Origin of the sequence: Microcystis wesenbergii FACHB-1317 (assembly GCF_014696875.1) — a bacterium.
Lineage (GTDB): Bacteria > Cyanobacteriota > Cyanobacteriia > Cyanobacteriales > Microcystaceae > Microcystis > Microcystis wesenbergii_A.
The window spans coordinates 1-12,270 of the sequence record NZ_JACJQV010000104.1 but is presented as its reverse complement, the minus strand read 5'-3'; the positions used below and the strand labels follow the sequence as shown (position 1 = coordinate 12,270).

10 protein-coding genes and 2 pseudogenes are annotated in these 12,270 nt (G+C 44.3%); 7 read left to right on the top strand and 5 right to left on the bottom strand.

Going from position 1 to position 12,270, the window contains the following annotated elements; genetic code table 11:
• Nucleotides 1–326 precede the first annotated feature (326 nt).
• From H6F92_RS27020 to H6F92_RS26735, 7 genes and pseudogenes are all read left to right on the top strand, one after another.
• A pseudogene (locus tag H6F92_RS27020) lies at nucleotides 327–630 on the top strand (RNA-guided endonuclease InsQ/TnpB family protein); the annotation flags it as partial.
• Between the two features lie 35 nt (nucleotides 631–665).
• The gene (locus H6F92_RS07420) at nucleotides 666–899 is read left to right on the top strand and encodes a hypothetical protein (protein WP_242030043.1); all 234 of its coding nucleotides are present in this window, start codon (nucleotides 666–668) and stop codon (nucleotides 897–899) included.
• A 5-nt stretch (nucleotides 900–904) separates the two neighbouring features.
• Nucleotides 905–1,696, top strand: a complete 792-nt coding sequence (locus H6F92_RS07415) for a hypothetical protein (protein WP_242030041.1) — start codon at nucleotides 905–907, stop codon at nucleotides 1,694–1,696.
• A 907-nt stretch (nucleotides 1,697–2,603) separates the two neighbouring features.
• Nucleotides 2,604–3,350: a pseudouridine synthase gene (locus H6F92_RS07410; protein WP_190357368.1), complete on the top strand. Its 747-nt coding sequence runs from the start codon at nucleotides 2,604–2,606 to the stop codon at nucleotides 3,348–3,350.
• 26 nt (nucleotides 3,351–3,376) lie between these two features.
• Nucleotides 3,377–4,138 carry a helix-turn-helix domain-containing protein gene (locus H6F92_RS07405; RefSeq protein ID WP_190357367.1) on the top strand — a complete coding sequence of 254 codons (762 nt, stop codon included), beginning with the start codon at nucleotides 3,377–3,379 and terminating at the stop codon, nucleotides 4,136–4,138.
• An 8-nt stretch (nucleotides 4,139–4,146) separates the two neighbouring features.
• Nucleotides 4,147–4,998 carry an ADP-ribosylglycohydrolase family protein gene (locus H6F92_RS07400; protein WP_190357366.1) on the top strand — a complete coding sequence of 284 codons (852 nt, stop codon included), beginning with the start codon at nucleotides 4,147–4,149 and terminating at the stop codon, nucleotides 4,996–4,998.
• Entirely contained in the window at nucleotides 4,974–5,159 is a 186-nt protein-coding gene (locus H6F92_RS26735; protein ID WP_265795889.1) for a hypothetical protein, read from the top strand. Before H6F92_RS07400 ends, H6F92_RS26735 begins: the two co-directional genes overlap by 25 nt.
• Here H6F92_RS26735 and H6F92_RS07395 read toward each other — a convergent pair.
• The 5 genes and pseudogenes from H6F92_RS07395 to H6F92_RS07375 all read right to left on the bottom strand — a co-directional run.
• The gene (locus tag H6F92_RS07395) at nucleotides 5,147–6,139 is read right to left on the bottom strand and encodes an aldo/keto reductase (RefSeq protein ID WP_190357365.1); all 993 of its coding nucleotides are present in this window, start codon (nucleotides 6,137–6,139) and stop codon (nucleotides 5,147–5,149) included. The two genes, H6F92_RS26735 and H6F92_RS07395, sit on opposite strands and share 13 nt — an antisense overlap.
• Before the next feature lie 154 nt (nucleotides 6,140–6,293).
• On the bottom strand, nucleotides 6,294–9,359 hold the full coding sequence (locus H6F92_RS07390; protein ID WP_190357364.1) for an efflux RND transporter permease subunit: 3,066 nt from the start codon (nucleotides 9,357–9,359) through the stop codon (nucleotides 6,294–6,296).
• Nucleotides 9,360–9,441: 82 nt separating this feature from the next.
• Nucleotides 9,442–9,819 carry a four helix bundle protein gene (locus tag H6F92_RS07385; RefSeq protein WP_008205096.1) on the bottom strand — a complete coding sequence of 126 codons (378 nt, stop codon included), beginning with the start codon at nucleotides 9,817–9,819 and terminating at the stop codon, nucleotides 9,442–9,444.
• Nucleotides 9,820–9,887: 68 nt separating this feature from the next.
• Nucleotides 9,888–11,348 (bottom strand): efflux RND transporter periplasmic adaptor subunit, encoded by a 1,461-nt coding sequence (locus H6F92_RS07380; protein WP_190357363.1) that lies wholly within the window; start codon nucleotides 11,346–11,348, stop codon nucleotides 9,888–9,890.
• Between the two features lie 489 nt (nucleotides 11,349–11,837).
• A pseudogene (locus tag H6F92_RS07375) lies at nucleotides 11,838–12,141 on the bottom strand (RNA-guided endonuclease InsQ/TnpB family protein); the annotation flags it as partial.
• Between the last annotated feature and the right edge of the window lie 129 nt (nucleotides 12,142–12,270).

Here is a 12,270-nt window from a genome sequence, read left to right as displayed (position 1 = left end):
TTAGTTCGTGAAAACCAAACGATTGTGGTTGAGAATTTAGCCGTCAAGAATATGGTCAAAAACCCGAAATTATCTCAGGCAATATCTGATGTAAGCTGCCCCCCCCTTGCCCCTAGGGTCGTTTCATTCTCGCAAATGTCATTCAATCAAATCCTTATCTGGCAAGGTTTTCAGTCAATTTCTCAGAACAAATATCTGAAAAATTTTTAAAATGCCTTGCTTTGCTTGCCCCGTAAGCGATTGAAGACAGACAAACAAGGAATCAAACTAGAGAATGAATCAGCCCTACCCTTGCCCCCCCGACGTCGGGGGGGTTGGGGGGGTGACAATTAGCCTATAAATGCCGTTGGTATGGGAGAAACTACATCGAAATAGATAGATGGTTTCCTAGCTCTAAAAGATGTAGTAATTGCGGGTATATTGCCCTTGAAAATGCCGTTAAATATTCGAGAGTGGGATTGTCCAGACTGTGGGACTCACCATGACCGAGATATTAACGCTAGTAAAAACATTTTGGCCGCAGGGCTTGCGGTGTCAGTCTGTAGAGCGACCATAAGACCAGAACAGAGTAAAACTGGGACGGCAGGTGCGAAAAATCCTTCGGGAAAGAAGCAGAAACCCAAATCGTGAGGTTTGGGAATCACCGTCCGTTTACGGCGGTGAGGATGTCAATTCTTGCTAATATTAAAGGGCAATGCAGCGAATTTCAACGAGAGGAACGGAAACAAGCGTTTAGAAAAGCTGAACGCTTTGTTACAAATGCTAGTGAGCAAGGTGGTGTCACTCCAGAGGCACAACCGCACTCATTTCAGGATTCTAAACGTAAAACTAAAAACGCCCGTGTAGATATTGAAATTCGCAGTGGTCTTACCTTTATCCCTTCGCCCCAAACAGAATGACAACGATGCTTAGAAGAGTACAACAATTTTTAGACTCTGGCGATAGTGATAACGCTAGAGAAGAAATTGATAGAGCTTTCGGCAATCTGAGAAGGGTGGATAGTCATGTTAGAGAGTTTGCAGATCTGTTGGCACTGGGATCGATCAAAGCTTCAGAAATCGGCTTAGGGGTATTGGGACGTAAGCTTCTACAGAATGACAGCGAGATTAACAATGAGGTTGTTTGGTTATTTATTGCGTCAATTTTATCTCGCAATAGTATTCCCCCTGATAGTCCATCTAGAATCAGCCTACTTGTTCTTACCGCTTCTGTCAATAGTTGGGAATTACCAATTTTTGCGCTTCTTGCCCCTGTCCTCGACGCTTTTTTTAAAGTTAGTCTTGCAGACGGAACCCCTTTAATTGCCGAACAAACTCTTGATTTTTTGTCCACTTGGGGAAGAATTTATGCGAAAGCACCTCATGTCAAAACGCAGCTTCAAGAACTTCAATCTCTTAGTAATAATCTATTAGAGCAAGTAGATGACTTAGAGTTAAAAGCTGAATGGTCAGAGGGAATTAATATATTTTTTGAAGAAGCCAGGACAACCAAATATTCCGATAGTAATGTTTTTTATGCTGGTGAAGAATTAATTAAAAAAATTTATAATACTCAAAGTTTACAGCGCAATACAGAAGATAAGAATTTGGCAGAGACAAAAGACAAGTTACTCCGATTAGTCACTTCGTCTCTTGCTACTATTTCAACAGTTCTTGATAGTCATGGAGTAATACTAAATCCGGTTATTAAAAACTGATTATTTATTTCCCCAACCCCCCCAACCCCTAGGGTCGTTTCATTCTCTCTTATGTCATTCTCTAAAATCCTTATCTGGCAACGTTTTTAGTCGATTTCTCGGAAATACATAGCTGAAAATTTGTCAAAACGTCGTGCTTTGTAGGTTGATTCATGAATCAACCTACTATGAGAGCAAAAACCTGTACTTCCCTGCTCCCTAGCTTACCTCATAAGCGATTAAGGGTAGCAAAAAAAGAATTAGATTCGGAGAATGAATCAGTCCTAGGGTTGGGGGGTTGCCCCTTGCAAGAGTACCTCATCTCAACAAGCAATTTCAACGCCCGGGCAGCTTATACCATTCGATAAACTCACTGACCACGGTGCGCCCCTACCATTGGCGCCATCATATTATTGTAGGGGCGAATTGCATTCTCCCTCTTTGAACAACTTCTGCTGCTCACCAATATGTGAGAGAAAATCACAAATATGATACCATTTTTCTTTATTCGCGTCACAACGAATGCAGGCTTGGCAAGAAGCATTCGAGCGTGGATGTCTGTCATGGATTTAGAAATTTGGTATTAGTTGAGCCAGAAGGAGAACCGGGAGTCGTTACAATTTTTTAACAATTGTCGGCAAAATTTTGCTGGCTTTTTTCACGGCTTTTTGAGATGATATTTTTATAAGACTTTATATACGCTCGATCAGGGGCATTTGGATAAAGATAGACATATTCCCATTATAAAAAAAGTATAACCGAAGCCGCCGCCCAAGTCAAGGGATCACTCCTTTTTTTTGAGCAGTTTTCCAAGAAAAAAATCAAACAGGCAGCCGGAGATATTCGGTTTTTCTTCACTTTTTGGGCGAAAAAAACCCTTTTAGGATGCCTATAATAGTAGATAGAAAGGGTTAAAAACTAAAAAAAAATGGCGGAGAGAGTCCAGAAAATCCTTGCTCAGTGGGGAATTGCCTCCCGAAGAAGGGCGGAGGAGATGATTGTGGCCGGCCGGGTGAGACGGAATGGCAAAATCGTGCAGTTAGGAGAAAAAGCCGACCCCGAAAAAGATCACCTAGAGATAGACGGAAAAAAAATTGAACCGGCCAATCGTCCCCAAAGATTGTATATACTAATCAACAAACCCCTTGGTGTGGTTTCTACCTGTAAGGATCCACAAAACCGGCCGACGGTGATTGACCTTTTGCCCGACTCCCTTGCTGGCGAGACGGGGTTACATCCCGTAGGACGGTTGGACATTAACACCACTGGGGCTTTACTCCTCACCAACGACGGTCAACTCACCCTCACCCTCACCCATCCCCGTTATCATTTGCCCAAAACCTATCGGGTTTGGCTAGATGGTGCGATTGATCGACTTGCTCTCCAGCGTTGGCGAGAAGGTATCCTCTTAGGGGGAAAAAAAACCTTACCCGCACAGGTTGAGATTCTCAAGCAAACCGACCAAAAAACCCTACTAGAAGTTATTTTAGTGGAGGGAAGAAATCGGCAGATTCGCTGTGTAGCTGAAGAATTAGGTTATCACGTCCTGAAACTTCATCGCAGTGCTATCGGTCGTATTCAACTAAACTCTGGTAATAATTCCCCCTTACCCTTGGGTCATTACCGTTTTTTAACCCTTGATGAACTGAAATATTTAACAAGCCAGATTAACTAAGCTGAAAGTCAGCCCCTAATAGCGATATGTTTCGCCTTCTCCAATCACAACTTGATCCCCAGCATAAACAGCGCACCAAATTACTGGAAATCGGCGTTTATTTGCAAAAAAATCGCCTAGAACAGTCCCTTTCTCTCGAGGAAATTGCCCAGAAAACCTTGATCCCGCGCCATCGTCTAGAAGCGCTGGAAGCAGGGGATTTGGAGTCATTGCCCGAACCGATTTATATTCGTTGGTTAATCAAACAATTTGCCGATAGTCTGTCCCTGGATGGTGAGACGATTAGCCGGCGTTTTCCCACCAAGGTAAATAACTTTTTTAGGGGAATAAAACCGTCTTTATCGCTGCCGAGTCTTCAAATTCGCCCGATTCATCTCTATTTTCTCTATTTAATCTTAGTTATTGGTTCCGTACAAACCCTATCCCACGTCCTGCAAAAATCGGTACTGCAATCGAATCGCTTACCGCCGCCTTCCTTGCCACAACAGCAAATTGTCCAACCGAAAAGCAACCCCCTTCAACCAGTAGCCAACAAAACCAGCAATAATCAGCAGCTGGTGGTGGAGGTAAAACTGGAAGATGACTGCTGGCTGCGGGTGGTGGTGGATGGCAAGACAGAATTTGAGGGTGTACTGCCCCAGGGAAGCCATCGCACTTGGCAAGCAAACCGAGAATTAACCGTGAGAGCGGGTAATGCCGGCGGGGTTTACGTTGCCGTTAATAATGCCCATGCTAAACAACTGGGGCAACCGGGCAAAGTCGAGGAAGTCACCTACCGGGCAAATTGAGCTAATTTATGCAAAAGGTCTTTTCACCCCTCGATCGCCTTCAGGGAGGGTTAATCGGGGCATATATTGGGGAATCCTTGCATAATCAACCCCTAATACCAGCCTTTAACTATGAGGCTACACCAAGGACGACCCTGCTTTTGCAAGCTCTGCAATCTCAGGAAGATTTGCCCATTGCGATCGCAGCTAGGCAGCAGTCGGAATCGGCGTTATTATTTGTGCTGTTGCCGGAGATTTTAACCTGGCCTGACCATGGGGAACGTTGGCAAGCTAGATTAAATTTTTGGCTGAAAAAGGGCTTAATTTCCGAGTTAACCCGACAAGAAGCGATAATTTGGGGAGAGGCAGTAGGTCTGTTATTAGAGGGAAAAAGGCCTTTAAATCAGTTAATGGGGCAATTACTAACTATTAACCCCAAGAATAAGCTATTAGAGCAGATTCAGTCAGCTTTAGGGCAAAATCGTCCCCTAGATTCCACTTTATCGGCTTGGGCGAAAGATATCTCACCTTTAGGAATTGCGATCGCAGCTTCTCTCTATACTTTTCTGCAAACGACCGAGGATTTCGCCGTGAGCGTGCGTCGCGCTAATTCTAGTCCCTATCAACGGCAATTAACCACCACTTTAGCGGGGATTTGGGCGGGATTGTACAACGGTATCGAGGGGATTCCCCTAGCTTGGCGGCAAAATTTGCCGAAAGAGCCAGTTAAACAGCAATTAATGGATAAAGCTGAGGAAATCTATCGAATTTCCCTAGGTGTATCTCCTCATCTTGTCCTATCTCCTCATACTGCCGTCGCTTACGGGGGAACAATCCAACCCCGTCCTAGCTTAAAATTGGTCTCTCAAGACAATACTTAGGGTTTGCTGAAAAAGTTTTTCCTGGTGGCAGGGTGTGGGGTGTGGGGTGTGGGGTTTTACCCATTTTCAGGGAAAAAGTACCTGAATTTTCCCCCCAATCACTCCAATCGCTGGCACTTTCAAGGTTTTTAGATTTATTCAGCATACCCTATTTAGTTTGAAAGATATTTTGCACCATTTTTTTATCCAAACCCGCGGCAATTTTATCTAATTCTGTTATTTCCCCACTGTCTAAACTCCATCCTAAAGCCCCTAAATTATCCTCAGCTTGCCGAACATTTTTAGCTCCGGGGATAGGAATTGTTCCCTTACAGATACACCAATTTAAAGCAACTTGGCTAATAGTTTTATTTTTAGCTTGGGCGATAACTTCTAGACAACTAATCAGAGGAGAAATAGCGGGAATTAATTGACCAAAAAGGAAGCGACGTAATCCGGGGGGTAAGTTTTTATTATCTCGATATTTCCCCGTTAATAACCCCAAAGCTAAGGGACTATAGGCAATAATTTTAATGCCCAATTGATCACATAGTTCCTTTAATCCTAAGTCAGTGAGAGGATAGGTAGAAAGGAGAGAATACTGTACCTGTAAACTGGTAATAGGAATGCTGCGACTGGCAAACTTTTGATAGACAGACTTCAATCTTTTCGGTCCAAAATTGGATAAACCGACTCCTTTAACTAACCCCTTTTCCAGACAATCCCCCAATCCGTCTAATAATCCCCCCTCCTGCCATGGCGCATAATTGCCCGTTGACCAGTGCATTTGCACTAAATCCACCGGGCGGCCTAATCTGGTTGCCGAAGCTTGACAAGCTTTCACCATGGCATGACGGGTTAAACGCCAAGGATAAGGGGCGAGTTTGGTGGCAATACGGATATGATCAGCGTTATAACCGCTATATTCCCCTGTAAAGCGTCCTAATAGCTTCTCACTCTGTCCGTTGAGTTTGCCTGTCCCGTAGGAGTCTCCCGTATCAAATAGGGTGACACCCCGCTCGACGCAGAGATTAAAAACCGCTTGTAACTGGCTATCCATACTCTCATCATAACCCCAGAGAAGACGATTTCCCCAGGCCCAAGTACCGCAGCCCATGGGGGGAAGGGATAGAGTTTGATGTGTGACTGTCAAGGGATTCATGGGTTAGTTTCTCTGGGTTTTTTCTCAAGCTTTCAGCAAGATATTTTATACTAAATCTGGTTATTAAAGACTGATTATTTATTCCCCTTTTTGACTTTTGCATGAGTAGAAAACGGGTTTCTCCGAGAAACCCGTTTTCTGTGCGGTATTACTACTAAATCGACGTGGGTTTTTGTTTAACAAATAATCCCCGCAACCAATAGTAAAAACTATCGATATAAGTAAAGATTACTGGCACAACCACCAAAGTTAATAGGGTGGAAGTGGTAAAACCACCAATAACAGCAATTGCCATCGGTGCGCGAATTTCCCCATCTGCACCTAAAGCTAAAGCAATCGGTAACATCCCGGCAATTGTGGAAACGGAGGTCATAATAATTGGTCGTAAACGAGAGACTCCCGAATCAATCACCGCCTTAAATTGCGGTTTCCCTTCCTGAAGACCACTCAAGGCAAAATCTACTAACAGAATCGCATTTTTAGTGACTAATCCCATCAGTAAAACTATGCCAATTAAAGCGTATAAACCTAACTCTTTTTGGGTAATTAAAAGAGCGATTAAAGTACCACCAATCGATAAGGGAAGGGAAGTTAAAATCGCTAAGGGATAGAGGAAATTGTTATACAATAAGACCAGAATCCCATAGATAGAAATAATTGCTAAACTTAACGCCCCCAAAAAACGAGCGAAGATATCGCGCATAATACGAGCATCACCAAAGGGTTCTTCTGTCACCTCTGGGGGTAGGTTTTTCATGATTGGTAAAGCGCGAATTTGTGTCACCGCACTTCCCAACGAAACTCCCTCTAAATTAGCTCCAATATTAACCTGACGTTGACGATCGAATCTTTGAATTTCCGCAGGTCCACTACCTAAGCTAATTGTCGCCACCGAGTTAAGCGGTACTAATGTACCATTACTGCTAGGAACGCGCAAATTTTGCAGAGTTTCTATCTCACTGCGTCCATCGTTGGCAATCTTCACCCGGATGGGAATTTGTCGGTCAGCAAGGTTAAATTTAGCTAAATTAAACTCATTATCGCCGATTAAAGCTAAAGATGCAGTACGGGCGATCGCTCTGACTGAGACTCCCTGATCGGCAGCCCGCACGGTATCCGGTTGAATAATGATCTCCGGTTTAACTAAACTTACCCCGGAACTGACCTCGACAAAACCGGGTAAAGCTCGCATTTCTCGCTCTAATTTTTGGGCAGTTTGGGTTAAAATATCGCCATTTTCACTTTTTAAAATAATAGCGACATCCTTAGTGCTTCCTGCTCCACCCTGCGCCCGAAAACTAACTCTAGCACCAGGTATCTTCTGGAAATCCAGGCGGGTTTGTTCCTCAAATTGCCGTTGAGTGAGCGATCGCTGTTCCTTAGGAACTAAATTAACATATATTAACCCCGTATTTACCCGTCCCGAATCTCCCGGAATAGCCAAAACATTAGCGACGGCGGGATTTTTTTGCAGTAAACTATTCACCTGATTAGCCACGGCAACAGTATCATTCAAAGTCGCACCGGGAGGCAATTCTAGGCTTATTGTACTTAATCCGGTATCCCCGGAACTAAATAATCCTTTCGGAATCAAGGGAACTAACTGTAAACTACCGATAAAAAAGGCCAAAGCCGCCAATAAAGTCAGGATTCGATGACGTAGGGACCAAGTTAACAAACTTTTGTAGGGACGAAAACGCGGGCGCGAGGAGGGATTACCATCACCGGTTTTCAGCTTTTTCGGCTGTAGAATATAGGCACTTAACATCGGGGTGACGGTGACAGCGATCAAACTGGAAAATAGGGTAGAAACCGCCACCGTAACGCCGAAAGGTTGAAAGAATTGCCCCGGCACACCGCCCATAAAAGCAACCGGCAGGAATACCGCTATAATTGCCGCCGCACTGGCTAAAACGGCTAATCCAATCTCTTTTGAGGCATCAAAAGCCGCTTGCAAGGGTTTTTTACCCATAGCTAAATGTTGATCGATGTCCTCCACCATACACACCGCATCATCCACCAGATTACCCAAAGCTAAAGCTAAGGCCAGTAGGGTCATGCCGTTAAGGGTATAATTTAGGGACTGCATCACCCAAAAAGTCGGGAAAATCGACAAAGGCAGGGCTAAACCCGTGATAATCGTGGCGCGCCAATTGCCTAAAAATAGACCCACCGTGATCACCGTCATCAGACAACCAATCAGGAGATCGCTAAGAAGGCTTTCGTAACTAGCACGAATTGAGTCAGCACGGGTAAAAATTAATTGAAATTTAAGATCTTCGGGCAGTTTTTTCTTTAAATTCTCGATTTCTTGACGCACGGCTGTTTCTACCGTCACCAAGGTGCTGCCAGTCCCCCGTAAAATCGAAAAACCCACCACTGGCTGCCCATCTAAGAGGGCCATTTGTCGAGGATCACTGGAACTATCGCTAACTGTCCCTAAATTGCTTAAGGGGACCGTATCACCGTTAGGTAAAGAGATTTGATAATTTCTTAAATCTTCAATGGTTTCAGCGCTGCCGAGGGTGCGGACAGTTTGTTCACTACCACCGATTTCCGATCGCCCTCCGGGTAAATTAATATTAAAACTACGAATTTGGTCATTAACCGCCGTGGCCGTGATACCGTAGGCGATCAGACGGCCGGGATCTAAATCTACACGCACTTCTCGATCGACTCCCCCAACGCGATCAACTCGCGCTACCCCCGGCACTCCCGTTAAAGCGCGGCCAATTTGACGATCAACTAGATCACTTAATTCGGTGATCGATCTTTTCGGGGAGGAGATGGTATAGTTCATCACCGCACCCCCGGCAAATTCTAAACGTTGGACAATTGGATCATTAGTATCTTGGGGTAAATCCTGCCGAATTTGCGCTATGGCATTGCGTACATCATTGGTAGCGCGATCGCTGTTAGTGCCAAGGATAAAGTTAACGGTGGTGGTGCTGCTGCCTTCGTTAATGGTAGAAGTAATTTGATCGATATTACCCAAAGCAGCCACCGCATCCTCGACTTTTTTGGTGACTTGGGTTTCCAATTCCTCTGGACCGGCGCCGGGTTGATTAACGGTGATAATCACGGCCGGAATATCAATATTAGGAGAGCGATCGATCCCTAATCCTAGAAAGGCAATGTATCCCATTAAGGCCATAACCAGGGAGATCAGGATCGTCGGAATGGGATTTTTGATAGACCAATTAGAAATATTAAAAGCCATAATTTCAGTTATCAGTTATCAGTTATCAGTTATCAGTGGGTAAGTTATCAGTTATCAGATGTGAGTTTTCAGTTACCGGTTATCAGTTATCAGTTTTTGGTTTTTGGTTTTTGGTATTTTCTTGGCAGGTTTTTAGAATAGCCCAAAGCATTTTACCAATTTCCTCCGCATCATCATTGATACTTTGAAAGGCTCTTTCCTCTATGTAATTCGTGTCTTTCAATAGAGACAGCCAATACTTTGTTTCTAGACATTCCTTATAAGCTATTGACATTTTAGCTCGAAAATCAGCTTGAGAAATAGCTCCATTAGCTTCGGCAATGTTAGCCCCGATTGAAGTGCCACTCCTTAATAGCTGTTTTGACAAAACATATTCTTGTTTAGTCTCACACAAATATTTATAGCCTTTAACAATCCTAATGGCAAATTTATAAGCTTTATCATAAACTTTACTCTCCATCCGTTTGCCCCGCTACCGATCACTGATTACTGATTACTGATTACTGTTTACTGATCACTGATCACTGATTACTGATCACTGATTGCTGTAATTTTGTCGCCATCACCGAGATAGGCTGCCCCTTTGACCACAATGCGATCGCCAGCTTGTAAACCCGTAAGAATTTCCACGCGATTATTCGGCATAATTTGACCTAATTGCACAGTTTTGGCGGTAACGGTGTTATCAGGTCCCACTAAATAAACTAGAGCTTGATTATCTTTTTGGGGTAAAACTGCGGTCATGGGGACGGTTAAACTATTGCTAGTCTTCGTCACGATCGCACCTCGTAAAAACATCCCCGGTTTTAATCCTGTATTGTCGGTTAAATCGACTTTAACCGTTGCTTGACGAGATGCCTCATCGACGATGGGATTAATTTCGCGCACCTGTCCCGATAATTTTAAACTGCTATTAGCATCGGAAGTGATAGTAACGGGCGCTCCGACGCGGATTAAGGGCAATTGATTCTCAGGAACCCGTAATCTTAGCTCTAAACGCCCATTTTCGATGATTTTAAAGAGAGCATTTTGACCGTTGGTGGTGTCCCCGATGCGGCCATTTCTTTCGGCAATTTTGCCACTGACCGGGGAAATCAGGCGCGTCTCGTTTAATTGGGCTTTAACAATGGCTAAACGGCTTTGAGCTTCCGTTAATTGGGCTGTAGCTTGGGCAATCACTTCGGGACGGTTGCCCGCTTGCAATTGCGCTAGTTGCTGCTCTGCTTCTCCTAAACGGGATTGGGTCTGTTGTACGATCGCCGCTTTGTTTCTTTCTTCGTTGAGGACTTCATCGAGACGATCCCGGGCGATCGCTCCTTCCGCTTCTAAACTTTGGTTCCTCTGAACCCGTTTTTTAGCCAAATCCCAATCCGATTGAGCTTGACTAATTTCGGCTTTTATGCGTTGAATAGTTTGTTTAGCTCTAGCGATCTCCTCTTTCCGGCTACCCGCTTGCAATTCTGCCAAACGCGATCGCGATTGGGCGACATTTGCCTGTGCTTGGGTTAATTGCGCTTGTAGGACGGTATCATCGAGACGAGCGAGAATTTGACCTTGACTAACGATATCACCCTCATCGACAAAGATTTCTTTGATTTGTCGTCCTGTCGCTTGGGAAAGAATCGGAATTAATTCATAGGCTGCCACGCTTCCAGTCGCTTTCAGGGTGCGGGCCACGGGAGTAAATTCTACCCTAGTGGTGGTTACTGTTTGTGCTGGTGCCTCATTTTTTGCCGCTACGGCCTGAGTATTGGGGTTTTGGGCTGTTTGGGGTCGATTAGCGAAACGAGTCGCCCCCAGGGTCAATAAAACCCCCAATCCCACACCGATAAATAAACCCTTTCCTCCCGATAGCCAAGAGTTGGTTTTTGTCGGTTTTGGCGAGTATTCGGTTTCCTCTGGCTCAATTTCGGGATTAAATGCGATGATTTCGGGAACTAGCGAATTATCGCCTGAATGCTGGTTATTTTCTAGGGTATCTGGCCGCACGATCTGCCCTCTCGGTAGATTCTGGATAAAATGTTAAGTTTTGTATCCATTTATAATCTAACGGAAAAAGGTCGCGGGTGGGGAAAGTGAGAAAGTGGACTTACTGTAAAAATTCAAAATTGTCGTGGTTGGTGAGGATTCAGTAGGCAGGAGAATTAAGAATGAGTAATAATCAATTAAATGGTTTATTTAGAGATTTTATGCCAGTTAATCTGGCTCTCCCGTACTTGTGGTCATAAGAAAAAGTTATCTAAGGGAGGGCGTACGCCATACGCCCCTACCGATCACACCGGGTGCAATGTAGGGGCGCAAAGCTTGCGCCCATAATCTGACAATGTGAACATTTTTTACCCAATATCCAAGAAAGCCAAACTGTAACTCTTGTCATGTATTGCTTCTAGCAGGATATCGAAAGTAGTTTGCTTTCCGACCGTTCGTTAAGAAAATTGACATCCTCGCCGCCGTAAAACGGACGGCGATTCCCAAACCTCACGATTTAGGTTTCTGCTTCTTTCCCGAAGGATTTTTCGCACCTGCCTTAACAGATTTACTCTGTTCTGGTCATCAGGTCGCTCTACAGACTGACACCGCAAGCCCTGCGGCCAAAATATTTTTACTGGCGTTAATATCTCGGTCATGGTGAGTCCCACAGTCTGGACAGTCCCATTCTCGAACATTTAACGGCATTTTCAAGGGCAATATACCCGCAATTACTACACCTTTTAGAGCTAGGAAACCATCTATCTATTTCGATGAAATTTCTTCCGTACCAACGGCACTTGTAGGCTAATTGTCACCCCCCCAACCCCTAGGGCTGTTTCATTCTCCCATCAGAATATCAAAAGTAAAAGCGATCACTGTCAGGTAAAATGAGAAGTGAACGCGAACTTTTGAAACATATGTTGAGCTTAATAGAAAAACT

Coding starts and splice junctions, on each gene's coding strand:
- H6F92_RS07420 (WP_242030043.1), top strand. CDS start 666: ATGTCAATTCTTGCTAATATTAAAGGGCAATGCAGCGAATTTCAACGA.
- H6F92_RS07415 (WP_242030041.1), top strand. CDS start 905: ATGCTTAGAAGAGTACAACAATTTTTAGACTCTGGCGATAGTGATAAC.
- H6F92_RS07410 (WP_190357368.1), top strand. CDS start 2,604: ATGGCGGAGAGAGTCCAGAAAATCCTTGCTCAGTGGGGAATTGCCTCC.
- H6F92_RS07405 (WP_190357367.1), top strand. CDS start 3,377: ATGTTTCGCCTTCTCCAATCACAACTTGATCCCCAGCATAAACAGCGC.
- H6F92_RS07400 (WP_190357366.1), top strand. CDS start 4,147: ATGCAAAAGGTCTTTTCACCCCTCGATCGCCTTCAGGGAGGGTTAATC.
- H6F92_RS07395 (WP_190357365.1), bottom strand. CDS start 6,139: ATGAATCCCTTGACAGTCACACATCAAACTCTATCCCTTCCCCCCATG.
- H6F92_RS07390 (WP_190357364.1), bottom strand. CDS start 9,359: ATGGCTTTTAATATTTCTAATTGGTCTATCAAAAATCCCATTCCGACG.
- H6F92_RS07385 (WP_008205096.1), bottom strand. CDS start 9,819: ATGGAGAGTAAAGTTTATGATAAAGCTTATAAATTTGCCATTAGGATT.